This is a genomic window from Nocardioides sp. NBC_00368, from assembly GCF_036090055.1.
GTDB lineage: Bacteria > Actinomycetota > Actinomycetes > Propionibacteriales > Nocardioidaceae > Nocardioides.
The window spans coordinates 3,363,164-3,386,477 of record NZ_CP107970.1 but is presented as its reverse complement, the minus strand read 5'-3'; the positions used below and the strand labels follow the sequence as shown (position 1 = coordinate 3,386,477).

The 23,314-nt window shown below is 70.3% G+C and carries 21 protein-coding genes and 1 pseudogene; 10 read left to right on the top strand and 12 right to left on the bottom strand.

Annotated elements, in window-relative coordinates:
- Positions 1–3 precede the first annotated feature (3 nt).
- The 6 genes and pseudogenes from OG984_RS16085 to OG984_RS16060 all read left to right on the top strand — a co-directional run bounded on the left by OG984_RS16085 (position 4) and on the right by OG984_RS16060 (position 6,187).
- Positions 4–1,260, top strand: coding sequence for an NRAMP family divalent metal transporter (locus OG984_RS16085; RefSeq protein ID WP_328527300.1), 1,257 nt, complete (start codon positions 4–6; stop codon positions 1,258–1,260).
- Between the two features lie 5 nt (positions 1,261–1,265).
- The gene (locus OG984_RS16080; protein WP_328527299.1) at positions 1,266–2,045 is read left to right on the top strand and encodes a LamB/YcsF family protein; all 780 of its coding nucleotides are present in this window, start codon (positions 1,266–1,268) and stop codon (positions 2,043–2,045) included.
- Positions 2,042–2,836 (top strand): putative hydro-lyase, encoded by a 795-nt coding sequence (locus OG984_RS16075; RefSeq protein WP_328527298.1) that lies wholly within the window; start codon positions 2,042–2,044, stop codon positions 2,834–2,836. Before OG984_RS16080 ends, OG984_RS16075 begins: the two co-directional genes overlap by 4 nt.
- A pseudogene (locus tag OG984_RS16070) lies at positions 2,833–3,444 on the top strand (5-oxoprolinase subunit B family protein); the annotation flags it as partial. The gene OG984_RS16075 and the pseudogene OG984_RS16070, both read left to right, overlap by 4 nt.
- On the top strand, positions 3,418–4,461 hold the full coding sequence (locus OG984_RS16065; protein ID WP_328532364.1) for a biotin-dependent carboxyltransferase family protein: 1,044 nt from the start codon (positions 3,418–3,420) through the stop codon (positions 4,459–4,461). The pseudogene OG984_RS16070 and the gene OG984_RS16065, both read left to right, overlap by 27 nt.
- Position 4,462: 1 nt before the next feature.
- Positions 4,463–6,187, top strand: a complete 1,725-nt coding sequence (locus tag OG984_RS16060) for an acetyl/propionyl/methylcrotonyl-CoA carboxylase subunit alpha (RefSeq protein ID WP_328527297.1) — start codon at positions 4,463–4,465, stop codon at positions 6,185–6,187.
- 2 nt (positions 6,188–6,189) lie between these two features.
- On the opposite strand, the gene OG984_RS16055 is transcribed toward OG984_RS16060, so the two are convergent.
- From OG984_RS16055 to OG984_RS16030, 6 genes are all read right to left on the bottom strand, one after another.
- Positions 6,190–7,071 (bottom strand): alpha/beta fold hydrolase, encoded by an 882-nt coding sequence (locus OG984_RS16055; RefSeq protein ID WP_328527296.1) that lies wholly within the window; start codon positions 7,069–7,071, stop codon positions 6,190–6,192.
- 3 nt (positions 7,072–7,074) lie between these two features.
- Entirely contained in the window at positions 7,075–8,130 is a 1,056-nt protein-coding gene (locus OG984_RS16050; protein WP_328527295.1) for an adenosine deaminase, read from the bottom strand.
- Between the two features lie 357 nt (positions 8,131–8,487).
- On the bottom strand, positions 8,488–8,943 hold the full coding sequence (locus OG984_RS16045) for a hypothetical protein (RefSeq protein WP_328527294.1): 456 nt from the start codon (positions 8,941–8,943) through the stop codon (positions 8,488–8,490).
- Positions 8,940–9,347, bottom strand: coding sequence for a hypothetical protein (locus tag OG984_RS16040; RefSeq protein ID WP_328527293.1), 408 nt, complete (start codon positions 9,345–9,347; stop codon positions 8,940–8,942). Before OG984_RS16040 ends, OG984_RS16045 begins: the two co-directional genes overlap by 4 nt.
- A complete protein-coding gene (locus OG984_RS16035; RefSeq protein WP_328527292.1) occupies positions 9,344–10,996 on the bottom strand; it encodes a putative T7SS-secreted protein in 1,653 nt (550 codons plus the stop codon). The genes OG984_RS16040 and OG984_RS16035 overlap by 4 nt, the downstream gene beginning before the upstream one ends.
- Before the next feature lie 3 nt (positions 10,997–10,999).
- Entirely contained in the window at positions 11,000–11,335 is a 336-nt protein-coding gene (locus OG984_RS16030; protein WP_328527291.1) for a hypothetical protein, read from the bottom strand.
- Positions 11,336–11,429: 94 nt separating this feature from the next.
- Between OG984_RS16030 and OG984_RS16025 the strand changes: the two genes are divergently transcribed.
- Genes OG984_RS16025 through OG984_RS16015 form a run of 3 tightly spaced genes read left to right on the top strand, consistent with a single transcriptional unit; the run spans position 11,430 to position 12,479 of the window.
- Complete coding sequence (locus OG984_RS16025) at positions 11,430–11,753, top strand: hypothetical protein (protein WP_328527290.1); 324 nt, start codon at positions 11,430–11,432, stop codon at positions 11,751–11,753.
- Positions 11,753–12,052 carry a hypothetical protein gene (locus OG984_RS16020; RefSeq protein ID WP_008364101.1) on the top strand — a complete coding sequence of 100 codons (300 nt, stop codon included), beginning with the start codon at positions 11,753–11,755 and terminating at the stop codon, positions 12,050–12,052. Before OG984_RS16025 ends, OG984_RS16020 begins: the two co-directional genes overlap by 1 nt.
- A gap of 31 nt (positions 12,053–12,083) precedes the next feature.
- Positions 12,084–12,479, top strand: coding sequence for a VOC family protein (locus OG984_RS16015; protein ID WP_328527289.1), 396 nt, complete (start codon positions 12,084–12,086; stop codon positions 12,477–12,479).
- On the opposite strand, the gene OG984_RS16010 is transcribed toward OG984_RS16015, so the two are convergent.
- Positions 12,476–12,934, bottom strand: coding sequence for a DUF5709 domain-containing protein (locus tag OG984_RS16010; RefSeq protein ID WP_328527288.1), 459 nt, complete (start codon positions 12,932–12,934; stop codon positions 12,476–12,478). The genes OG984_RS16015 and OG984_RS16010 overlap by 4 nt on opposite strands.
- Positions 12,935–13,061: 127 nt before the next feature.
- Here OG984_RS16010 and OG984_RS16005 point away from each other — a divergent pair, with 127 nt between their 5' ends.
- Positions 13,062–14,609, top strand: coding sequence for a sulfatase-like hydrolase/transferase (locus OG984_RS16005; protein ID WP_328527287.1), 1,548 nt, complete (start codon positions 13,062–13,064; stop codon positions 14,607–14,609).
- Here OG984_RS16005 and OG984_RS16000 read toward each other — a convergent pair.
- The 5 genes from OG984_RS16000 to OG984_RS15980 form a co-directional block, all read right to left on the bottom strand.
- A complete protein-coding gene (locus OG984_RS16000; RefSeq protein ID WP_328527286.1) occupies positions 14,594–15,568 on the bottom strand; it encodes a formylglycine-generating enzyme family protein in 975 nt (324 codons plus the stop codon). The genes OG984_RS16005 and OG984_RS16000 overlap by 16 nt on opposite strands.
- A gap of 31 nt (positions 15,569–15,599) precedes the next feature.
- Positions 15,600–16,814, bottom strand: a complete 1,215-nt coding sequence (locus tag OG984_RS15995; RefSeq protein ID WP_328527285.1) for a hypothetical protein — start codon at positions 16,812–16,814, stop codon at positions 15,600–15,602.
- Between the two features lie 20 nt (positions 16,815–16,834).
- Positions 16,835–19,381, bottom strand: a complete 2,547-nt coding sequence (locus OG984_RS15990) for a bifunctional FO biosynthesis protein CofGH (RefSeq protein ID WP_328527284.1) — start codon at positions 19,379–19,381, stop codon at positions 16,835–16,837.
- A 36-nt stretch (positions 19,382–19,417) separates the two neighbouring features.
- Complete coding sequence (locus OG984_RS15985; protein WP_328527283.1) at positions 19,418–21,688, bottom strand: serine/threonine protein kinase; 2,271 nt, start codon at positions 21,686–21,688, stop codon at positions 19,418–19,420.
- Positions 21,689–21,799: 111 nt separating this feature from the next.
- Complete coding sequence (locus OG984_RS15980; protein WP_328527282.1) at positions 21,800–23,275, bottom strand: hypothetical protein; 1,476 nt, start codon at positions 23,273–23,275, stop codon at positions 21,800–21,802.
- Between the last annotated feature and the right edge of the window lie 39 nt (positions 23,276–23,314).

Sequence of the window (23,314 nt, the reverse complement as noted above, 5' to 3'; positions counted from 1 at the left end):
CCCATGACTGACACGACCAGCGCCGAGCGTGCGAAGAGCTTCGCCCGCTCCCGCCGAGGACCGATCCTCGGCGCCATCTTCCTGATGGCCACCTCGGCCATCGGCCCCGGTTTCATCACCCAGACCGCGACGTTCACCGCCCAGCTCGGTGCGGCGTTCGCGTTCGCGATCCTGGCCTCGATCCTGATCGACTTCGCGCTGCAGATGAACGTGTGGCGCCTGATCACCGTCTCGGGCAAGCGGGCCGGGGACCTGGCCAACGAGGCGGTGCCGTTCTCGGGACACGTGCTCGCGACGCTGATCGTGATCGGCGGCTTGGCGTTCAACATCGGCAACATCGCCGGCGCCGGCCTGGGCCTGAACGCGCTGCTGGGCCTCGACCCGAAGGTCGGCGGACTGCTCTCGGCGCTGCTCGCGATCGGCATCTTCATGTACAAGCGGGCCGGCCGCGTCGTCGACGTGGTCGTGCTCGCACTCGGCCTGCTGATGATCGGCCTCACCCTCTTCGTCGCGATCGCGTCGCAGCCTCCTGTCGGCGACGCGCTGCGCCAGACCTTCGCGCCCGACACCCTCAACTTCGCGACCATCACCACGATCGTGGGCGGCACCGTCGGCGGCTACATCACCTACGCGGGAGCCCACCGCTACCTCGACTCCGGCCTGGTCGGCGCCGAGCACGTGCCGGCCGTCCACCGTGCCTCGATGAGCGGCATCCTCGTCACCGGGATCATGCGCTACGTACTCTTCCTGGCGATCCTCGGCGTCGTGGCCTCCGGTGTCACCCTCGACTTCTCGAGCCAGGCGGCCAACCCGGCCGGTCAGGCCTTCGGCGCCGTGCTCGGCGACGCGGGCATCCGTATCTTCGGTGCGATCTTCTGGGCCGCGGCGATCACGTCGGTCATCGGCGCCGCGTACACCTCGGCCACCTTCATCTCGACCTTCTCCAAGAAGCTGGGATCGGGGTGGCCGCTGCAGGTCGCGACGGTCGCCTTCATCCTGGTCTCCCTCGTCCTCTACCTGCTGATCGGTGCGGCGCCCGCGGCCATCCTGGTCTTCGTCGGCGGCTTCAACGGTCTGATCCTCCCGATCGGCATGACGATCTTCATGTACGTCGGCTGGTTCCGTCAGCGCGACGTCCTGCACGGCTACCGCTACCCGGTGTGGCTGCTGGCCCTGGGGACGCTCGCGACCCTGCTCAGCTGGTACATGGGCATCGTCTCGATCGGCCCGATCTTCGCCTTCATCGGCATTGGAGCGTGAGCACCGTGAACAACAAGGCAACCATCGACCTGAACTCCGACCTCGGCGAGAACGCCCCCGACCGGGTGGTCGCCGACGATGCGGCCATGCTCGGGATCGTCTCGAGCGCCAACGTCGCCTGCGGGTTCCACGCGGGCACCCCCGAAGGGATCCGTGCGACGCTGGCCGATGCCGTCGCCAAGGGCGTCACCATCGGCGCGCACCCGGCATATCGCGACTATGAGGGCTTCGGGCGTCGCGCCATGGACATCGAGTCCGCGACGCTGCAGGCGCACGTGGAGTACCAGCTCGGCGCCCTGATCAGCCTGACCACGGCGGTCGGCGGCGCGGTCCGCTACGTGAAGCCGCACGGCGCGCTCTACAACACGATCGCCCGCGACGAGCGGCAGGCGCGCAGCGTGGTGGCCGCGGTCAAGGCGATCGACCCGTCCCTCGTGCTGCTGGGGCTCGCCGGCGGTGTCGTCCTCGACGTGGCCGAGAAGGCCGGGCTCGTGACGGCCGCCGAGGCCTTCGCCGACCGCGCCTACACGCCGGGCGGCGAGCTGGTCTCGCGCGCCGAGCCGGGCGCGGTCCTGCACGACGCCGAAGCGGTCGCCGCCCGCATGCTGCGGCTCGCGCGCGAAGGTGTCATCGAGGCGATCGACGGCACCGACGTGGCCGTACGCGCCGACTCGATCTGCGTGCACGGCGACAGTGACGGGGCGATCCGGATGGCCGCGGCCATCCGGGAGCTGTTCGAGGCCGAGGGCATGGTCATCGCTCCCTTCGCCGGAGCGTCTGCATGACCGCCAGCGCCACCCAGCTGAAGGAGGCCCGCGCCGCGCGCGCCTCCTACCGGGCGGGCGAGGTCGCGCCCACGAGCGGAGTCGCCCACGGCCTGGTGCAGGCGAACCTCATCTCCGTGCCGGCCGACTGGGCCTTCGAGGTGCTGCTCTTCGCGCAGCGCAACCCGAAGCCGTGTCCGGTGCTCGAGGTGCTCGACCCGGGCGCCTACGAGTCGTCCCTGGCGCCCGGCTCCGACCTGCGCACCGACATCCCGGCGTACCGGATCTGGCGGGATGGCGAGCTGACCGAGGAGGTCACCGATGCGGGCGCTGCCTGGGAGGAGCACCCCGACCTGGTCTCGTTCCTGATCGGCTGCAGCTTCACCTTCGAGGCGGGCCTGGCCGACGCCGGGATCCCGATCCGTCACCAGGAGCTCGGCCGCAACGTGCCGATGTACCGCACCTCGCGGGCGTGCGCGCCGGCCGGACGTCTGCGCGGCGACATGGTGGTCTCGATGCGCCCGATCCCGGCCGACCGGGTCGCCGATGCCGTACGCATCTCCGGGCGCTACCCGGCGGTGCACGGTGCGCCCGTGCACGTCGGTGACCCGGCCTCGCTCGGCATCGCCGACCTGGCCGCTCCCGAGTTCGGCGACCCGCCCGAGGTGCGGAACGGCGAGGTGCCGGTCTTCTGGGCCTGCGGAGTCACGCCGCAGGCGGCGATCATGGCCTCGCGCCCGCCGTTCGCGCTCACCCACGCGCCCGGCCACATGTTCATCACCGACGTACGGGATGCGGAGTATCTGGCGTGAGGCGCGTTCTCATCGCATCGGACCAGGCGCTGCTGGTCGAGGAGGAGGACCTCGAGGGCGCGATGCGGCTGCACGCCGCCCTCGTGGCCGCACCTCCGACCGGCGTCGTCGAGCTGGTGCCCGCGGCCCGGACGGTGCTCGTCCGGTTCGACCCCACGCTCGTCGACGAGGCGACGCTCGCCAAGGAGCTGTCGCACGTCGAGGCCGTCCACGGCGGTCTTCCGACCGCGGGCTCGGTGACGATCGGCGTGCACTACGACGGGCAGGATCTCGATGAGGTCGCCGAGCTGCTCGGGGTCAGCGCCGAGGAGGTCGTCGCGCGCCACGCCGCCGCGACCTGGCGGGTGGCCTTCACCGGCTACGCGCCCGGGTTCGGCTACCTGGTCGGCGACGACCCGCTCTTCGACGTACCGCGCCGCTCCTCGCCGCGCACCCGGATCCCGGCCGGCTCGGTCGGGCTGGCCGGGACGTTCTCCGGCGTCTACCCGAGGGAGAGCCCCGGCGGCTGGCAGCTGATCGGGCGTACGGACGCGCCGATGTGGGACCTGCACCGGGACCCGCCCGCGCTCCTCGCGCCCGGGATGACCGTGCGGTTCGAGCGGGTCGAGCGGGAGTCCGTCATCTCGACAAGCTCGATACAACGCTCGGTCGCCGCGTCGGCCGCACCGGCTGACGCCGCGGAGCACGCCTTCGCCGTCGAGGTCGTACGCCCCGGTCTGCAGCTGGTCGTCGAGGACCTCGGCCGCCCGGGCCATGCCGCGCTCGGCGTCTCCGCATCGGGAACGGCCGACCGCCGCGCCCTGCGGGCCGCGAACCGCGCCGTCGGCAACGCTCCCGGCGCGGCAGGTTTCGAGCTCGCCGGCGGCGGCGCGGTCCTGCGCTTCACCGGCCCTGCGGTCGTCGCGGTGGCCGGCGCGGTCGCCGAGACGACGATCGTACGCAGCGACGGCCCGCCGCTCCCGGTCGAGCACGGCGCCGCCACCGCGCTCGAGGACGGCGAGGAGCTGCGGTTCGGCGCGGTGAGTGCGGGCCTGCGTGCGGTGATCGCCGTGCGCGGCGGCCTGGACCTTCCGGACGCGCTCGGCAGCCTCTCCAGCGACACGCTCGCTGGCCTCGGCCCGGGCGATCTCGGTGGGCGCCCCCTGTGTGCTGGCGACGTCGTCCCGCTGCGAGGTCCCGCGGCAGCACCGTACGCGGTGGAACCCGGCGCCACGCCCGACGACCAGCTGCCCGCTCCCGGTGACACCGTCGTGCTGCGGATCGTGCTCGGCCCGCGTGAGGACTGGTTCACGGCGGCAGGAGTCCGCACCCTCGTCGAGCAGGAGTGGACCGTCACGCCGCGCTCCGACCGCGTCGGCGTACGTCTGGAAGGAGCCGTCCCGCTCGAGCGCGCCGTGTCCGGCGAGCTGCCGAGCGAAGGGGCGGTGACCGGCGCCATCCAGGTGCCGCCCGACGGACAGCCGGTGCTGTTCCTTCCGGACCACCCGCTCACCGGGGGCTATCCGATCATCGGCGCGGTCATCGACCGCGACCTGGACCTGGCCGGGCAGCTGCCGCCCGGGGTCCGCATCCGCTTCCGACCCGTCGCGCCAGATGCGCCGGCGGCCGAGACCCGAGGAGACTGACATGCGCAGGGTGCTCATCGCCAACAGGGGAGAGATCGCCGTCCGCGTCGTGCGGGCGGTCGCCGAGGCCGGCCTGGTGTCGGTCGCCGTCTACGCCGACCAGGACGCCGATGCGCTGCACGTGCGGCTCGCCGACGAGGCGTACGTCCTGGGTGGCTCCACCGCCGCCGACTCCTATCTCAGTATCGAGTGGCTCCTGGCCGCGGCTCAGGCCTCCGGTGCCGACGCGGTGCATCCCGGCTACGGGTTCCTCTCGGAGAGCGCCGAGTTCGCGCGCGCCGTCGAGGCCGCCGGCCTGACCTGGATCGGCCCGAGTCCGGAGAGCATCGACAAGCTCGGCGACAAGATCACCGCGCGCCGGATCGCGCAGAGCGTGGGCGCCCCGCTGGTGGCGGGCACCGACCGGCCGCTGGAGTCCGCCGACGAGGCGGTCGCGTTCGCGCGCGAGCACGGCCTGCCCATCGCCATCAAGGCCGCCTTCGGTGGCGGCGGGCGCGGTCTGAAGGTGGCCCGAGAGCTCGAGGACGTCGCCGACGCCTTCGAGTCCGCCTCGCGTGAGGCGCTGGCCGCCTTCGGCCGCGGGGAGTGCTTCGTCGAGCGGTTCCTCGAGCGTCCGCGGCACATCGAGGCGCAGGTGCTGGGCGACGGCAACGGCCATGTGGTCGTCGTCGGCGACCGGGACTGCTCGCTGCAGCGGCGCAACCAGAAGCTCGTCGAGGAGGCACCCGCCCCGGGCCTGACCGACGAGCAGCGCCGCCGCATCCACGACGCCGCGCGGGACATCTGCGCGGCGGTCTCCTACCGCGGTGCCGGCACCGTCGAGTTCCTGATGGGGGCCGACGGGGTGATCTCGTTCCTCGAGGTGAACACTCGGCTGCAGGTCGAGCACCCGATCACCGAGGCGGTCACCGGGGTCGACCTCGTCGCCGAGCAGCTGAAGATCGCCGCAGGCGAAGGCCTCTCCTTCTCGTCCACCCCGGAGCCCGTCGGGCATGCGATCGAGCTGCGGATCAACGCCGAGGACCCGGGCCGCGGCTTCCTGCCGAGCCCCGGCGTCGTGACCGGCCTGCGCGTCCCCGCCGGGCCCGGAGTGCGCTGGGATGCCGGGATCGAGGCGGGCGACACGGTGCAGAGCGCCTTCGACTCGCTGATCGCCAAGCTGATCGTGGACGCGCCTGACCGCGACACCGCCCTCGTACGTGCCCGCCGCGCGCTCCGCGAGCTCTCGGTCGAGGGGGTCGCGACCGTCATCCCGTTCGATCGGGTGCTGCTCGAGGACCCGGCGTTCTCGACCGACGGGTTCGCGGTGCACACGCAGTGGATCGAGACCACGCTGATGCCCCGCCTCGACGCGCAGCGGCGACCCGAGCGGGCGCCCGAACAGCCGCTCCGGCGGGTGCCGATCGAGATCGATGGTCGCCGGGTGATGCTGGGACTTCCCGACGACCTGCTGCGCGGTCTCGCCGCGGGCGGGTCCGCACCGGTGGGCGGCGCACCGGTAGCGGCCGCCGCCGACCCGTCCGTGCTCGAGGCACCCGTTCCCGGCGTACTCGTCGAATGGCTCGTCGCCGACGGCGAGAAGGTCACCGAGGGTCAGGACGTCGCGGTCCTCGACGCCATGAAGATGGAGACCCGGGTCACCGCACATCGTGCGGGCGTGCTCGCCCGCGGCACCGACGTGGGCGGCACGGTCGCGATCGGTGACGTGCTCGGGAAGATCGAGTAGCTCTAGGCGGTGTGGTCGAGGATCGCCGGGACGGCCGTGTCCCAGGTGTAGGGCGGCGGCGGCTCGTGGCCGACGTCGTCGAGGGTGAGCAGCGTCGCGTCGGGGATCTCGCGGGCGAGGACCTCGCCGTGGCCGACCGGCATCAGCGGGTCGGCGGTGCCGTGGACGACCAGGGTGGGTGCGGCGATGTCGGCGAGCGTTCCCTCGATGCGCTCGCCCTCGGGCGCCGCGTCGTGGTTCTCGAACGTCGGCCGCATGTCCGGCGTACGCTTCACCACCTTCTCGCACACCGCCCGCATCCGCTGCTCGTCGAAGCGCTTCGGGATGAACGCGCGCTGGTCCTCGACCAGCATGGCGACCAGCGCGTCGTGGTCGTCCATGTCGGGCATCGGCCGCTCGGCTGCCGCTGCGAAGAAGTCCGCCATCGCCTCGCCGATCGGCGGCAGCTCGACCCCCTCGAACGCCGACGTGGTCTGGTCGAGCACCACGGTGGCGACCCGCTCGGGATAGAGGACGGCGGCGCACTGGGCGAGCGCGCCGCCCATCGAGATCCCGAACAGGTGGGCGCGGTCGAGGGCGAGGGCGTCGAGAAGACCGGGTACGTCGGCGACCATGTCACGCCAGGTGTAGCCGGGCTTGCCGGCCGGCCAGGTCGTGGAGCGGCCGGTGTCGCGGTGGTCGTAGCGGATGACGTACCTGCCTCCGGCCGCCAGTGCCGCGCAGAAGTCGTCCTCCCAGTAGTCCATCGAAGCGCACTTCCCACCGATCAGCAGGATCGGTGGGTCGGTCGGTGAACCGAACGTCTCCGTGCACAGCTCGATCCCGTTGACCGCCAGCATCTGCTCCATGGCGACCAGCAGATCGCCCTCGGCAGATCGCGTCAAGCGTTATTCGGCGCCGGCGGCGTACGCGTCGATCTCGCCGCGCAGCCGCGCCTTGACGTCGTCGGGTGCGTAGGAGACGTCGACCGCGGCCCGGGCGAGGGTCGCGATGCCGGTCGGGTCGAGGCCGAGGAGGTCGGTCGCGATCTCGTACTCCTGGTTGAGCGTCGTCGCGAACATCGGCGGGTCGTCGGAGTTGATCGTGACCGGCACTCCCGCGTCGACGAACGTCTTCAGCGGGTGCTCCTCGAGCGACGCGACCGCACCGGTGGCGACGTTGGAGGAGGGGCAGACCTCGAGCGGGATCCGGTGCTCGGCGAGGTGGGCGAGCAGGGTCGGGTCGTGGGCCGCCGAGGTGCCGTGGCCGATCCGCTCGGCCTTCAGTACGTTCAGGGCGTCCCAGATCGTCTGCGGACCAGTCGTCTCGCCGGCGTGGGGGACGGAGCGGAGCCCCGCGGCCCGAGCCGCGTCGAAGTGCCGCTCGAACTGCGGCCGGGGAACACCCACCTCCGGCCCGCCGAGCCCGAATCCGACCAGTGCCTCGGGCCCGTGGTCGACGGCGTACGCCAGGGTCGCGTCGGCCGCCGGGATCCCGGACTCACCCGGGATGTCGTAGATCCAGCGCAGCACGATCCCGAAGTCGCGCTCGGCGCCCACCCGGGCGTCCTCGAGCGCCTCGGTGTAGGCCTCGATAGGCATCCCGTTGTGCCCGGTCCCGGGCTCGCGGACGGCCAGGTCGGGACGTACGGAGGTGTAGGGGGTGCAGGTCAGCTCGGCGTAACGGACCTGCTGGGTCTGCGCCAGGTCGCGCGCGATCTCGTAGGTCAGATAGCGGATGTCCTCCGGCGTCCGGACCAGGTCCACGACCGAGAGGTAGACCTCGATGAAGTGCGCGAAGTCGCTGAACGTGAAGTATTCCTTCAGGAGCTCCACGTCCGCAGGCACCGCCCCCGGATGCCGCGCGGCCAGCTCCGCGACGATCCGCGGCGAAGCCGACCCGACGTGGTGGACGTGCAGCTCTGCCTTCGGCAGCCCGGCGATGAAAGTCTTCAGGTCACTCACGCCCCGATCCTCACACGCGGGTTCGCCCTGCCGCGACTCTCTTTCAGCGGCTGTACCAGCCGATGACACCTTGTGAACCCGTTCACCAGGTGTCATCGGCATGTGCAGCGATCGGAGGCTAAGCGGCGTAGGTCACCCGGTCCGGCCACGATCCCGTGGAGGATGCCACTTTGTATGCCTTCACGAGGATCTTCGCCCCCGTGGGGTCGATATCAGAGCCAATTGTCGAGAGTCGTGAACGGATGTCTGACTTGGCGATCGACACCTGGCCGGATCGGCCGTTTCCGGGACTGAGAAACGCGTACGTGACCGATTGGTCGTCCTCGAAGACCTTCGTGCCCTCGATCAAGATGCCCATCAGCCGATGTCGCCGATGAAGCGGGGGCGCGGGTCGGGTGACGGGGTGAGGTCGGCGAGCCAGGATTCGACGGTGGTGGCGATGGACTCGACCGTCTCGGGTGGGATCTGCTGGCCGGGGGTGAACTCGACGACCAGGCGTACGTCGAGGCCTGCGAGCCGCCGGGTCTCGGCAAGTGCGAGAGCGGTGCCCGGTAGGACGACCGTCTCGTACTCGTCCTTCTGCGCGGAGAACGCGGAGATCTCGCGCGCGGTGGTCGTGTAGATGGCGTAGACCGTCCCACTGCTCGCGACCAAGTCCGGGCGGCGGGTGGTCGAGGTGAAGCCAGTGGTCACGGTCACCTGGCCGTCGCGGACAAACCCGGCATCGGCCGGGCAGCCGCGGAACACGACACCCTGGAACGGCGGCAGCTTCTCGAGAGTCTTGAGGAAGGCGTCGGGGTTCGGGGTGCTCACAGTTGTTCCTGCTTCCAGCTAGCGCGGACCCACCACTCCGAGGTGTCATCGCCCGGGGCTGTGATCTCGGTGGAGTCATGGACGGGCCAGAGGACCATCGGGACGTACAGTTTCGTGCGGTCGCCGGGGTCGGTCGAGGTTCGCGGTGGACCGTCGGCCGCGCGCGCCGCGTGTAGACCAAGACCGGCCAGATCGAGAACGGCTGCCATCGGGCCCCCGCCGCGGACCGATCGCTTGCCGAGCACCCGGCCGTCGTAGACCTCACCATTCCGGCGTACTCGGACCCACGCCCCTTTGAGGAGAGGTGATGCCCAGTTGGTCTGCGGCCAGTCGGCGTTGACCTGCTTCTTGACCTCGCTCGCTTCGAACCTCCGACGAGGCTGGTCACGCTCGTTGTCTGTCATTTCGGCTCCCGAAGCTCAAGGACTCGCACGTTCCTGAAAGTCTGGCCCTCAATCTCGATCTGATCCACGATCTCGTTGCGGAGGACGTCGAACTGGTTCCCAGGTTTGAACAGGTACTCCGTTTCGCCCTGAGCTGCGGAGAATGGTCGTACGTCAGTGCCGGAGTGCCCTTCGATCCGCATGATGGTCGGATTGCTGCCCCAATCGTTTATGAAACTTCGAGCGACCTCGATCTTGGTGGAACTGCTGGAGAAAGCAGGGTCGCTGTACTTACCGGTGCTCTCGATCTGCTCCAGGACGAAATCGGGCAGGTTGGTGCCGCGGAAGGTCGTGCCCTCGTAGCTGGGGAGCTTGTCGAGACCCTCGACGGCGTTGTCGATCCGCTGCTGAACCTCAGGACTCGGTCCTTCCGGCGATCGCAGCCCGCCGTTCATCTCCCGATAGCCAGCATCAGTTGTGTAGTCCCACAGACCATGGATCTCATCCTTCGACAGCCCGGGATAACGCTCGTGCATGTCGTCGACCCATCTGAGAACAGCGGGGTCGTCAGGGGCACGCAACAGGTCTTGAGGCGGTGACGGTGCATCGGAGAAGTCGAAGTTGTCTAGCTTGCCGAGGTCCCCAAGACCATCGAGACCGTTGTCGATCTTGCCGACATCGCCGAGACCGTCGAGGTTGTCGAGACCACGCAGACCCTTGGTCATGTCGCCGAGCGCGTCGAGCGCGTCGGCACCGCCCTTGATGCCGCGGGTCGCGACGGTGGCGGTGCCGCCGGAGAAGACCGCGGCGACGGCGTCGGGGACGAGGTGACCGATGGCCTTGGCGGGGTTGTCGGCCCAGGTGTCCCAGTCGAGCAGGCCTTTGCCGAGCTGCTTGCCGAACTCGAGCGGGTCGTCCTGCAGGGCCTGCCACAGGGCCTGGGCGTCCTCGAGCATCATCGACTTCTGGGCGGCGAGCTCCTCGGGCGTGAGGTCGCCGGAGGCGAGCTCGATGATGTCGTGGAGGATCGAGACGTCGTAGATCATCTTGCCGAGGTCCCAGATGGCCTCACCGGCGCCTTCGAAGATCCCGCCGACGAAGGCGAGGCCGGACTCGAACCAGTTGCGCTTCTCGGGAGCGTCCTTGCAGCCGACGCGTACCTCCCGGGCGCAGCGCGAAGCGGCGACCTTCAGGTCGGCTTTCGCGGTCTCGAACATCTCCAGTGCCCCGGAGCGGATCTCGGCGCCGGGGTCGGTGAAGGGGTCCTTGGTATAGGGGTACGTCATCCCGCCGGCCAACGCGTCGGAGCGGGCCCGGTCGAAACGGCTGGAGTATTCGGCGTAGTCGGCCTTGGCCTGGGTCGTGACACCCTCGCCACGTTCGTACTCCGACTTGGCAGTGGCCGCGTTCTGCTGGGCGACCTCCAGCGCGGAGGCGTAGTCGATCAGAGCGTTGCCGGCGGCGCGGAAGCCGGTGCCGGCCTCGTACCACCGGTTCGGCTCGCGGTCGTGCGCGTCGCGGAAGTTGTCGGCGGCGCGGCCGATCCACCCCTGCGTGTCGATCTTGGTGAGGGCGTCGCCGGTCTGGTCGAAGAACTTGCCCTTGTCGGCGCAGGTCTGACCGCGCGAACGGATCTCGCCGGGGTTGCCCTTGATGGTGAAGTCGGGCACCGGCTACTTCCCACCGCCGGTGATGGTGAGATCGGTGGCGGCGGCCTTGGCCTTCGCCATCTCGGCCGTGCCCTTCTCGTTGAGCTCGATGTAGTTCATCGCGATCTTGCCGATCCGGCCGGACATCTCGCCGACGTCCTCGCACAGGTTGTTCATGCCGCGCTCCCAGCGGTCCTTGAACTCCTCGACGGCGCTCCAGACCTCGTCGGAGCCGCACGCGTCCTCGGAGGGCACCAGGTCCTCGACGTCCTTGTCCTTGAACAGCTGCACCGTCTCGGCCAGTCCCTGAGCGGCCTTGGCCAAGGACTCCAGGTCCACCTCGAAGTCGTAGGAGGGCATCCACCAAGGCCTTTCGAGTCTGTACCGGACCGCGTACGTCGGAGGACAATGTAGCCTCACGCTCGCCGGCACATCGAAACAACCTGGGGCGCCTGTGAACATTCAACTGACACTCGGGCAGCAGACGGCTGCGGCCAAGCACGTCGAGGACAGCATCGCCGATCTCGAGAAGCTGCTGACCACACTCTCCGGCAACATCGAGAGCGCGGTCCCGGGGATGATGGGCAGCGCCGCGGGCGGCCTCGTGGAGTCGTTGCAGACCTGGTTCGAGAAGGTCGGCGGGCTGGGGACCCTGATGCAGGAGTACGCCGCCGCACTGCGTGACGTCGACATCCAGCACACCACCACCCAGAACGACATCGTCCAGGAGGCCCACGGTCAGGCCTCGAACCTCGAGCAGCGACTGGGGACCCTCTGATGAGCGACAACAGTCTGATCGTCAAGGAAGCCAGCATCGACGACCTCGAGACGACCTTGAGGACGGCCGCCGAGGACCTGCGCACCTTCTTCACCGACCTGATGGACGAGGTCGACCGGATCACCGCCGGCTGGTCGGCCGAGACGGGCTCGAAGCAGGCCGCGGACCGGGCCGCACGCAGGATGATCGACGCCTCCGGCCGCGCCGCGAGCGTGCTGGAGACCATGGCCACCGCCGTGCACAACTACGGTGAAGAGGCACACGACATCGAGGTCAAGAACGTCGCGATCGTGGGCTAGTCCGGACCAGATCGAAGGCTTGGAGGCAGGCATGCGGGCGATCCACCACTGGGACCTCTGGGTCGACGACTTCGAGACCGCCTCGGGCGAGTGGGGCTGGCTCTTCGGCGAGCTCGGCTGGGAGGCCGGCGAGAAGGGTCACTTCTGGGAGGCACCGGACGGGACGTACGTCTTCATGGAGCACTCCTCGGACCAGCACGGCACCCAGGACCGGCTCAGGCCGGGCGTGAACCACATCGCCTTCACCGTCGAGAGCCGGGAGGTGCTCGACCGGATGCGAGCGGCGTCGACGGAGCACGGCTGGCACGAGATGTACGCCGACCGCTATCCGCACGCCGGCGGCGACGAGCACACCGCGCTCTACCTGGAGAGCTCGGAGGGGTTCGAGGTCGAGATCGTGCTGGAGGTCGAGGACCTCACCGCCTAGCTGTAGTCCTCGTCGCCGTCCTCGTCGTCGATGATGTGCATCGCAGCCTCCTCCGCAGAGGCGCCGGCGCCGTCGATGCCGGCGTCGATCCCGTAGACCTCGGAGTCGGTGTCCTCGCCGCCGCCCTGGTCGGGGTCGACCAGCCGGCCCGCTCGCTTGTTGCCGACCTCGCGACCGTCGGGATCGTCGGCCTCCTCGGCGTCGTCGTACTCGACCGCGTAGGGATCCGGCTCCGGGATCTCCTGGTGCTGACGCTGGTCGATGCACTCGCGGTGCTCCTCCTCCCACGGCGTGTTGCCGTAGTCGGTGGAGTAGTGGTCAGCGGTGACGATGCCGTGGTCGAGCTCGTCGCGCACCTCACCCTCGAGAACGTCCCCGGAGAGTGCGTCCTCGCCGGTGATCTGATCCTCGTCGTCGACGCTGTAGTCGCCGTAGTTCTCGCGCGATTCGCTCACCTGGGTCTCCTCATCGGCCGGGCATTGGGGTCATCGAGGCCCCCTTCGGTAACGTTAACCCGGTCCGGTATGGAGCGGAACCAGACGGACACAGACGACGCGGGGAACGACCGAGGGAGCAGACCAGATGGCGCCTCGCGCCCGATTGGCGGTGGCGGCTGTTGCCGTGCTCGCGGGCTCCTCGATCGCGCTCGGCGTGATGCCCGACTCGACCGGTCCGCTGGGGTCGTTGGGCACGCTGGCGGGCAACGCCTTCGCCCGCATCGCTCCGGAGACCGGAGTGGTGCCGTCGACGCCGACGAAGACCCCCGAGTGGGCGCCCTACTCGACCAAGCCCAACATCTTGATGATCACGGCGGACGACCTCGCCTACGAGGATCTCGAGTTCATGCCCCACACGCGCAGTCTCCTGGCCGAGCAGGGCACGTCGCTGACCGAGGCGATCGCTCCCACGCCGATCTGCGTGCCGGCCCGTGCGTCCCTGTTGACCGGGCAGTACAGCCAGAACCACCACACCGTGACCATCAACGGCGAACGCGGTGGCTACGAGTCGATGGACCACACCGGCACGCTGCCCGAGGCGCTGCAGAACGCCGGCTACGACACCCTCTTCGCCGGCAAGTACCTCAACGGCTACGGCCTGCGCGGGACCGCCAAGGACGTGCCGCCGGGGTGGACCGACTGGCGGGCGACGACCGACATGTCGACCTACAACTTCATCCGGCCGCGGATCAACCACAACGGCAAGCTCACGACCTACCACCGCTACACGACCTACGTCATGCGGGACCAGGCCAACGAGATGATCTCGGCGCCGGAACGCGCCGACAAGCCGTGGTACATGTGGCTCAACTACGTGGCCCCGCACCACGGTGGGCCCGATGAGCCGGAAGACCCGGAGGGCACCAGCACGACCAGGCCGGCGGAGGAGGACAAGCACTCCTTCGACGGTCTCGAGCTGCCGGACACTCCCTACATGTTCCGCACCCCGACCGATGCGCCGCGGATCTCGGCCTCCCGCAAGTACTTCGACGCGCAGGGCCGCGCCGAGCTGCGGATCGCGCACGAGCAGCGGGTCGAGGCCGTCCAGTCGCTCGACCGCGCCGTCGCCAGCCACCTACTCCGGCTTCAGGAGACCGGCCAGCTCGACAACACCATCATCATCTTCACCTCCGACAACGGCTACACCACCGGTGGCCACAACATCAACGGCAAGCTGATGCACTACCGCGAGACGCAGCGGATCCCGGTGATCCTGCGCGGCCCGCGGATCCCGGCCGGACGGTCCCTGGCCACCGGGATCGGCAACCCCGACATCGCCACCACGATCCTGGCGGTCGCCGGCGCCGAGCCGGGACGGACCCAGGACGGCGTCAACTTCATGCCCTGGCTCACCGCGCCCGCTCAGAACCGGGTGATTCCGCTCTCCGCCTGGCGGGTCAACGACGGATACAAGCAGATCTACTCCGGGATCCGCTTCGGCGACTGGACCTACGCCCGCTTCTCCGACGGCAGCGAGGAGCTCTACGACCTGGCCGAGGACCCCTACCAGATCCGCTCGCTCGCGCTGCTCCCCGAGTACGCCGACGAGCTGACCGAGCTGCGCTCGCTGAGCAAGAAGTACGCCGACTGCGCCGGTGACACCTGCCCCAAGGAGTTCTACCCGGCGGACTGATCGGCCGCGTCGGGGCCATCGGCCGCGCAGCGGAAGCCGAGGTTGCCGGCGGTCGAGTCGGGCGGGCTGCTGGAGCGCGCCGAGAGCCGGTAGCGGTGGCAGTAGGAGTCGTGGCAGAGGTAGGAGCCGCCGCGCATGACCCGGGTCAGGCCCTCGGCCGGGCCCCGCGGGTCCGAAGAGGAGCCGGAGTCGACGAGGTCGCCGTAGTAGGTCGGCGAGAACCAGTCCGCACACCACTCCCAGATGTTGCCGATCATCTGGAACAGGCCGAACCCGTTGGGGTCGTACGTCCGCACCGGCGCGGTGGTGACGAACCCGTCGTCCGCGGTGTTGGTGTCTGGAAAGACTCCCTGCCAGACGTTGGCGTGATGGGTGCCGTCCTGCTCCAGGTCGTCGCCCCACGGGAACCTCGAGCCGGCGAGCCCGCCGCGGGCGGCGTACTCCCACTCGGCCTCGGTCGGCAGCCTTGTCCCGGCCCAGTCGCAGTAGGCGAGCGCGTCGTCGTGGGAGACGTGCACGACCGGGTGGTTGCCGCGGCGGCCGACGTTGGAGCCGGGGCCCTCGGGTGTGCGCCAGGAGGCGCCACGCACCCCGAGCCACCAGGGCGCCTCGGGGGAGCGGCCCAGCACGTCGCGGGGGTCGCCCTCGAAGGCCAGGTGGAAGACGGCGGAGAAGCCCTCCCGCTCGGCGGTGGTGACGTGACCGGTCGCCTTCACGAACCGGGCGAACTCCTCGTTGGTCACCGCGGTCGCGTCGAGCCGGAAGCCGGGCAGCTCGACCTGGTGCACCGGGCCCTCGCCGTCGGCCTGGTATCCCTCGTCGAAGGAGTCCCCGGCGGCGTACGTCCCGCCGGGGAGGTCGACGAGGGTCCGGCGGCGCTTGCGGGGCAGGGCCGGCGGGCGCAGAGCCGGGTCGGGGCTGGGTCCGCGGGTCGCGCCGAAGGTCAGGTCGGAGGGCACGCCCACCACCCTACGAGCCGAGCCTTTTGGCTCAGTGGGGGTAGGTCGCCTTCAGGCTGCCCGCGCTGGCCACGACCTTGCCCTTCTTGCCGGTGACCAGGATGCCGGGAGCTCGTGCCTTGCCCGCGTCGTCGGCCTTGACCGTGGCGCTGCAGCTGGGCTTCTTGCGCGGGCACTTGAAATCGCCCGACATCCGGTAGGTGACGGTCAGGCTCTGGTTGTCCGCCAGCCCCTCGATGTACGCCGCCATGTAGGCGCACCTGGGCATGTTCTTCGGGCAGGCGTGCTTGTAGGGGCGCCACTGGATCGTGGCGGCCTGCGCCTTGCCGCAGATCTTGGCCGGCTCGCCGGTGCGGACCGTGCCCCACGCGTACGTCACCTTGGTGGTCGCCTCCACGCAGGCCTCGGTGCCGCCCTTGGCGACCGGCAGGGTGTAGGTGAGCTCCGGGTCCTCGCCGGCGGTCGGCTGCGCGGCGCCGTCGTCGATGGAGGCGACGCCGGAGGTGACCGCCGGTGCGGTGACCTTCAGCGTGACCTCGCGGTAGCCCGCGGCCGCGGCGCCGGTCGGCGTCTCGGGGGTGCGGGCGTAGCAGCTGTCCAGGTCGGTGATCGCCGCGACGTTCTTGGCGGCGAGGTCCTCGTCGCTCAGCCGCAGGTTGGTGACCGCGAGGACGCCGGCGATCGCCGGGCGGCCGACCTCGCGCAGGCACCGCGGGTCCTCGAGCGTCCAGGCGCCGGCGACCTGCTTGCTCCAGGCGTTGGCGCCGCCGTCGGCGCAGTCGAGCAGCTCCGCGTACCACTGCGCGCCCAGCGCGGACGGCCACTCGCCGGTGTAGCTGAAGCCGCTGCCGTTCTTGGTGACCACTCCGGCGGTGGCGAGGCCGGCGCTGCCCTTGTCCTTGACGACCGTTTCCGCGGCGCACCGGATCTGCGCGGGGTCGGCCCACGACGGGGTGTCGCCGGCGAGGCTGAGGGTGCGCGCCACCGCCTTCTCGTCACCGCGCATCGGACCGATCTGACCGGTGAAGTAGGCCCACGCCGAGGTCCCGAGGAAGGCGACCGCTACCAGCACCCCGACGATCACGAGCCAGCGCAGCACCCGGCGTACGGGCCGGGTCCGGTCGCGCCGCCGCCGCGGCATCGGGGGCAGCCCGAGCCGCCGCCGGCGGGCCTCCTCGGCCGCCGCGTAGGCGAGCTCGGTGGGCTTCGGTTGTTGTTGAGCGGTACTGCCGGTGGGGTCGGACATCTCACTCCCTCGAGAACAGTTCAGCGAGGATCGTAGAGGGTAGTCCTTTCCGATACCGCCCGGCCTATGCCGGCACCGATGTCTTCGAGCTCGGACACAGTTTTTGCCGAGCCGTGCTCGGAGCCGGCCATGCGGGAGATGGTCTCCTCCATCAGGGTGCCGCCGAGGTCGTTGGCGCCGGCCTGGAGCATCGCCCGGGTGCCGTCGACACCGAGCTTGACCCAGCTGGTCTGGATGTTGTCGATGCGGCCGTGGAGCATGATCCTGGCCAGCGCGTGCACGGCGAGGTTGTCGCGCATCGTCGGGCCGGGGCGGGCCGCGCCGGCGAGATAGATCGGTGCGCTGGTGTGGACGAAGGGGAGGGGCACGAACTCGGTGAAGCCGGCGTTTCCGTGCTCGCGGGCCTGGTCCTGGATGCCGGCGAGGACGCGGAGGTGGCCGACCCAGTGCCGCGGGTTGTCGACGTGGCCGTACATCATCGTGGACGTCGTGGGGATGCCGACGCGGTGGGCGGTCGAGACGATCTCGATCCAGGTCTTCGCGGGCAGCTTGCCCTTGGTCAGCACCCAGCGAACCTCGTCGTCGAGGATCTCTGCTGCCGTGCCCGGGAGCGAGCCGAGTCCGGCCTCGCGGACCTTGATCAGGAAGTCCTCGATGGAGAGCCCGGTGCGGGCGGTGCCGTTGACGATCTCCATCGGGCTGAACGCGTGCACGTGCATCTCCGGGACGCGCTGCTTCACGGCCTGGACGAGGTCGAAGTAGGCGGTCGAGGGGAGCTCGGGGTCGATGCCGCCCTGCATGCAGACCTCGGTGGCGCCGAGGTTCCAGGCCTCCTCGGCGCGGTCGGCGACCTGGTCCAGATCGAGGGAGTACGCATCCGCGTCCGTCCGGCGCTGGGCGAAGGCGCAGAACCGGCAGCCGACGTAGCAGACGTTGGTGAAGTTGATGTTGCGGTTGACCACGTACGTCACGGTGTCGCCGTTGACCTCCTTGCGCAGGTCGTCGGCGAGCCTGGTGACCTGGCGCAGCAGGTCGCCCTCGGCGGTCATCAGGGTCAGCGCGTGCTCGTCGGAGAGGTTGCCAGGGTTTTTCTCGGCAGCTTTGAGCGCCGCAAACCCCTCGCTGGACCCGGTGGTCGAGCTTGTCGAGACCACCCCGGAGGAGGCAGTTTCCACCGCAGCCTCCCGAACCGCCTCCCAGTCTCCGTAGACCGTCTCGAAGTCGTCGCGGCGGTCGTTGGTGCGGCCCTCGGTGTCGACGGAGGCGTGCAGGTCGACCCGGCCGGCGGCGGTGAAGCCACCGTCGGGCTCCTGCCACGGGCGGCCTTCGGGACGGACACCGTCGCGGGCCAGCCCGTCCTCGTCGGCGAGCGCCTCGACGTGGGAGAGGACGCGAGGGTCGATCCAGGCCTGGCCGTCGCTCAGGGTGCCGGTGACGTACTCCGGGTGGACGGTCAGCCGCGGCTTCAGCTGGAAGCCGGCCTCGGCGGTGACCTGGCGAAGCGCGTCCAGCGAGGGCCAGGGACGCTCGGGGTTGACGTGGTCGGGGGTGAGCGGGGAGACGCCGCCCCAGTCGTCGATCCCGGCACCGAGCAGCGCCCGGCACTCGTCGAGGTCGACCAGGTTGGGCGGGGCCTGGACCCGGGCCTTGGGTCCGAGCACGATCCGGGAGACGGCGATCGCGGCCAGATACTCGTCCAGGCCCAGGTCGTCGACGTGGCGCATCGCGGTCGACGGCTTGGCCCGGAAGTTCTGCACGATGATCTCCTGCAGCCCGGCGTACGCCTTGTGGACCTTGCGCAGCGCGAAGATCGTCTCCGCGCGCTCGGTGAGCGTCTCGCCGATGCCGACCAGGAGGCCGGAGGTGAACGGGATCGAGAGCCGTCCCGCGTCCTCGAGGACCCGCAGCCGCACCGCCGGGTCCTTGTCGGGCGAACCGTAGTGGGCCTCGCCCTTGGTCTCGAACAGCCGCCGCGACGTGGTCTCGAGCATCATCCCCATCGACGGCGAGACCGGCTTGAGCCGGTTCATCTCCTCCCACGACATCACGCCCGGGTTGAGGTGGGGGAGCAGGCCGGTCTCCTCGAGCACCCGGATCGCCATCGCCCGCACGTAGTCGAGGGTCGACTCGTAGCCACGGCTCTCCAGCCACTCCCGGGCCTCCGGCCACCGGTCCTCGGGCCGGTCGCCCAAGGTGAACAGGGCCTCCAGGCAGCCCAGCTTCGCGCCCTCGGCGGCGATCTCGAGGATCTCGTCGGGGCTCAGGTAGGGCTCCCGCCCCTCGCGCGCCGCCTGCCCCGGCGTCTCCACGAACGTGCAGTAGTGACACCGGTCCCGGCACAGCTTGGTGACCGGGATGAAGACCTTCGGGGAGTAGGTCACCGTCTCGGGTCGTCCGGCCGCGACCAGGCCGGCGTCGCGTACCTTCGCCGCGGCGGCGGTCAGCCGGTCGAGGTCGTCGCCCCGGGCCGCGAGGAGCGCCGAAGCCTCCGCCACGTCGAGGGCTGCGCCGCGTTCGGCCCGGGCCAGGGCCCGGCGGATCTGCTGAGGTGTCGGCTGCTCGCTCATCACGAGCAGCCTAGTAGGCGTCGCCCAGTTGTCGAACTAGTTGTCGATCTGGGCGCTCGCCCCGGGGGCGGTGGCGACGAACTTGGCGGTCCAGTCCTTCGGGCCCGACCAGTCGACGATGGCGCCCTTGCCCTCGCCGTCGGGGGTGCCCGGCCAGGCGCACTTCGCGCCCTTTCCGTCGGAGCACTTGCCGCCGTTGAGGGTGAGCTTCACGTTGAACGTCTTGCCGGGCTGGAACCCCTCGAAGGTCAGCCGCCAGGTGTTGCACTCGACCTTCTGCTTCGTATAGATCGGGTCGGTGCACTTGTCCTGCTTGATCCACTCGAGCTTCTTCGGCTCCGCCTTGCCGCAGGCGTCGGCGTCGGTGGCCTTCTCGGTGCCCCAGGCGAAGGTGACGGTGGTCTTGACCGCGATGCAGCCCTCGACGCCACCCTCGGTGACGGGCAGTTCGTAGGTGGAGCCCTTGAGCTCCTCGTAGCTGCTGCTGCCCGTCTTGGCGATCCCGATCACCGACTGCCCACCGGGAGCGGTCGGCTCCTGCACGTCGAAGTCGACCTGCATGTAGGCGGGCTTGGGGGTCACCTTGGCACCGAGCGCGTCGGCCTTGACGTAGCACTCGTCGAGAGCCTTGACCGCCTTCTCCTTGGCAGGCCCGGCCGCGCCGGGGTCGCCGTCCTTGAGGAGGTCCCCGACGGCGAGGAGGCCGGCCATGGAGGTCTTGTCGACCTCCTTCTCCATGCAGCGGGTGTCGCCGACCTTCCAGTTGTCGCCGATCTCGGTCGCCCAGGACTCGGTGCAGTCGAGCAGGCCCTGGGTGAACTTCATCGCGTCGTCGGCGGGCCACTCACCGGTATAGGTCCACTCGTCGCCGGCGTCGACGACGCCGTGGGAGCGCAGCTCGGCCGCGGGCACCTTGCCGACCAGGCTCTCGGCCGCGCAGGTCATCTGGTCCTCGCTGGCCCAACCCGGCTTGGGTACGCCGCTGGCGATCGCCTCGGCGGCCTTGCCGTCGTCGCCGTGGAGGCCGAAGATGCCGAAGCCCTGGGTGAAGATGCCGGCACCGAGGAGCAGGGCCGCGGCGACGCCGCCGCCGACCATGGCGTAGAGCTTCTTCTTGTCGCCACCGTCGCCGCCCTGGCCGGCGTTGGAGTGGTGCGACGGCAGCCACTCGGGCTGGCCGCCGCCGGTGCCGCCGGTGGCGGCGGCCGCAGAGGCGGCCGCCACAGCCGCGGGCAGGCCCTTGCCGCTGTGCACGACGGTGGAGTCGGTCTCGTTGGCGAGCGGTGCCGGGGTCGGAGTGCCCTCGCCCGGGCGCTTGACGATCGTCGGCTGGGCCTCGGCCTCGGGCACCGGAGTGCCGCCGCCGGAGGTGCCGCTCGCGGTCGTGTCGTAGCTGGCGCCGGGACGGGAACCGAGGTCGGCGGCTGCGGCGCCGGCACCGCCGATGACGCCGCCGCCCAGACCGGCCTCCTCGAGCCGGTCGGCGGCCTTGTCGAGGGCCTTGGAGAGCTCGGCGGCGGTCTGGAAGCGGTTCTCCGGCTTCTTGGCCAGCGCCCGCTGGATGATCGGGTTGATCAGGTCGGCGCCCGGCGTCGCGGCAGGCAGCCGCGGCACCGGGCTGTTGATGTGGGCGCTCATCAGCTCGAAGTCGGTGCCGGTGTAGGGAGCCTTGCCGGTGAGGCAGGCCCACAGCAGACAGCCGGCGGCGTAGATGTCGCCCGCCGCGGTCGCCTGCTCACCCATGTGACGCTCGGGCGACATGTAGGGCAGCGAGCCCACCACCGAGCCGGCGCGGGTCACGTTGGAGTCGCCCTCGGTCGCGATGCCGAAGTCGGTCAGATAGGGGACGAGCTCGCCCTCCTGGCGCTCCCACAGGAGCACGTTGGACGGCTTCACGTCGCGGTGGACCACGCCGGCGCGGTGGGCGTCGAAGAGCGCGTCGCTGACGTCGCCGACCAGGCGCAGCGCCTGGACCGTCTCCAGCGCGCCCTGGGTCTTCAGCCAGCCGTGCAGGTCGCCGTCGGGGACGTACTCGGTGACGAGGTAGACCGTCCCCTCGACCTCGCCGTATTCGATGATCTGCACGATGTTGCGCGAACGCAGCTTGGCCAGGATGTTGGCTTCCCGCTCGAAGCGGGTGATGAAGTCCTTGTCGACCGTGAGCGAGGGCAGCACCAGCTTGAGCGCCACCTTGCGCCGCAGTGCCGGGTCCTTCGCCTGGTAGACGACACCCATGCCACCTTGACCCAGGACCCGCTCGATCACGTAGCGACCGAACTGTTCGCCTTCCTGGGGGAACGCAACCATCTTTAGAACCTCGCCCTGATTTTTTTACCCGAATGACCTCTGCCGAAACCCTAGCGTCCCGTCAACGATCGTCGCGCCCCAACGCCACGGGCGAGACCAATTGTTAAGGCGTTAGTTAGGAAGTACGGCGGTGAGCCCGTCGACCTCCGCAGTGAACCGGTCCTTCCAGCCCTTGGGTGCGGTCCAGTTGGTCCAGGTGCCGCTCGGCTTGGTCACGAACGCGGTGTCCGAGCAGGAACCCGATGCGGACTGGCAGTTGCCGCCGTTGAGCTTCAGCTTGATCGTGACGCTGGACAGGAGCTCGTAGCCCTCGTAGTGGAGCGTCCAGGAGCTGCACGGGGCGAACTTCGGCTGCGCGCAGGACTTGTCCTTGGTCCACCACAGCCGGCGGTCCTTCGCCTTGCCGCAGGCCTCGGTCTCGCTGGTCTTCGTGGTGCCCCAGGGGTAGCTGATCGACGCCTCGAAGGTGGCGCAGCCCTCCTGGCCGCCCTCGCGCACGGGGATGTTGACCTTCCCGCCCGACACCGGGGTCCACTCGGTGGCATCGGCGGACTTCGCCCGCAGGACCACCTCGCTGCCCTCGACGGACGGGCCCTTGACGGAGAAGTCGACACCGAGCACGGCTGGGGTGGCCGTCGCGGTCGGCGCGGTGAGCTCGTCGCTCGTGTAGCACTCGTCCAGCGCCGAGACTGCCTTGTCGGCCTGCTTCTGGACGCCGGCGTCCTCGACCTCCATGACCTGGGTGGTGATCAGGCCGGCCATCGCGGACTCGTCGACGTCGCCCAGGCAGCCGGTGTCGGTCAGCGCCCACTCGTTGCCGATCGCCTTGCTCCAGTCGCCGGCGCAGGAGAGCAGACCCTCGGCGTACGTCGTCGCCTGCTGCCCGCGCCAGGCGCCGGTGTAGGTGACGGTCTCGCCGCTGGTCTGGATCAGCCCGGCCTTGCGCAGAGCGTCGCTGCGCTCGTCCTTGACCAGCTGCTCGGCGGCGCACTTCGCGTCGCCCTCGGAGGCCCAGGCCGGCTTCGGCGCGTCTGCGGCGATGGCGGTCACCGCCTTCTTGTCCTCGGCACTGAGCGGACCGAAGCCCAGGCGCCCGGTGAAGAACGCCCATGCCCCGGTGCCGAGCAGCGCGACCAGCACCACCGCGCCCGCGGCGCCCAGACCGATCAGCAGCCCCTTGTTGCTCTTCTTCGGCTGGTGGTGCGGCGGCAGCCCGTAGGTCGAGCCGTACGCCACCGGTGGTTGTCCCGGCGGCGGACCGTAGCCGCTCGCCGGTGCCGCGGGCATCGCCATCGTGGGTGGCGGCGGGGGCGGTGCTGCCGGTGGCTGAGCGGTCGGCGGCGCGGTCGGCGGCGCGGTCGGCGGCGCGGTCGGCGGCTGCGCCGGGGGAGGAGAGGACGGCGGAGGCGCCGTCGGGGGCGCCATCGCCGGGGGTCCGGCCGGCGGAGGCGGCGGAGGCGGTGGGGTGGGGCGCGCGCTGGGGATCCGGGTCGCGTCCGGGTCGACCGGGTTGACCGGCTCAGACGCCGGCGGCGGGGTGGGCCGCGGCGTGCCGGGTCTCGTCTTGTCCTGGTCGTCTGGCCCCATGTCGTACGCCCCGCATGTCAGTGAAGTGGAGCGACCGGG

Excerpts from the sequence above, each read along its gene's own strand:
- OG984_RS16015 (WP_328527289.1), top strand. The coding sequence starts at position 12,084 with ATGCGGGCGATCCACCACTGGGACCTCTGGGTCGACGACTTCGAGACC.
- OG984_RS16065 (WP_328532364.1), top strand. The coding sequence starts at position 3,418 with ATGACCGTGCGGTTCGAGCGGGTCGAGCGGGAGTCCGTCATCTCGACA.
- OG984_RS15995 (WP_328527285.1), bottom strand. The coding sequence starts at position 16,814 with ATGTCCGACCCCACCGGCAGTACCGCTCAACAACAACCGAAGCCCACC.
- OG984_RS15980 (WP_328527282.1), bottom strand. The coding sequence starts at position 23,275 with ATGGGGCCAGACGACCAGGACAAGACGAGACCCGGCACGCCGCGGCCC.
- OG984_RS16020 (WP_008364101.1), top strand. The coding sequence starts at position 11,753 with ATGAGCGACAACAGTCTGATCGTCAAGGAAGCCAGCATCGACGACCTC.
- OG984_RS16040 (WP_328527293.1), bottom strand. The coding sequence starts at position 9,347 with ATGACAGACAACGAGCGTGACCAGCCTCGTCGGAGGTTCGAAGCGAGC.
- OG984_RS16075 (WP_328527298.1), top strand. The coding sequence starts at position 2,042 with ATGACCGCCAGCGCCACCCAGCTGAAGGAGGCCCGCGCCGCGCGCGCC.
- OG984_RS16030 (WP_328527291.1), bottom strand. The coding sequence starts at position 11,335 with ATGCCCTCCTACGACTTCGAGGTGGACCTGGAGTCCTTGGCCAAGGCC.
- OG984_RS16085 (WP_328527300.1), top strand. The coding sequence starts at position 4 with ATGACTGACACGACCAGCGCCGAGCGTGCGAAGAGCTTCGCCCGCTCC.
- OG984_RS16005 (WP_328527287.1), top strand. The coding sequence starts at position 13,062 with ATGGCGCCTCGCGCCCGATTGGCGGTGGCGGCTGTTGCCGTGCTCGCG.
- OG984_RS16060 (WP_328527297.1), top strand. The coding sequence starts at position 4,463 with ATGCGCAGGGTGCTCATCGCCAACAGGGGAGAGATCGCCGTCCGCGTC.
- OG984_RS15990 (WP_328527284.1), bottom strand. The coding sequence starts at position 19,381 with ATGAGCGAGCAGCCGACACCTCAGCAGATCCGCCGGGCCCTGGCCCGG.
- OG984_RS15985 (WP_328527283.1), bottom strand. The coding sequence starts at position 21,688 with ATGGTTGCGTTCCCCCAGGAAGGCGAACAGTTCGGTCGCTACGTGATC.